Below are 223 nucleotides of genomic sequence, written 5' to 3'. Positions count from 1 at the left end.
GTTTGTCCAACGCCGTCAGCAGGCCGTCCAGAATCAACGTCAGTCCGGCAGCGGGCAAAGCAACTGTTTTAAACTGATGCCCGGTAAAATCTTTGACCTCAACGAGCATCCAATTGATGCCATGAACACCCGCTGGCAAATCGTGACCATTCACCATTACGGCAAGTGTCCGCAGGCCCTGCAAGAAGCCCGTGGCGGATCAGGAACTTATCTGCATAATGAA

At 52.5% G+C, this 223-nt stretch carries 1 protein-coding gene; it reads left to right on the top strand.

Annotation, left to right across the window (positions count from 1 at the left end; genetic code table 11):
* The coding region (locus ABR397_RS24495; protein WP_350307946.1) for a contractile injection system protein, VgrG/Pvc8 family at positions 1-223 on the top strand (223 nt) is incomplete at both ends.

This window comes from Photorhabdus viridis (genome assembly GCF_040256935.1).
In the GTDB taxonomy this organism is placed as follows: domain Bacteria; phylum Pseudomonadota; class Gammaproteobacteria; order Enterobacterales; family Enterobacteriaceae; genus Photorhabdus; species Photorhabdus viridis.
This window is presented reverse-complemented; position numbering and strand designations above follow the sequence as displayed.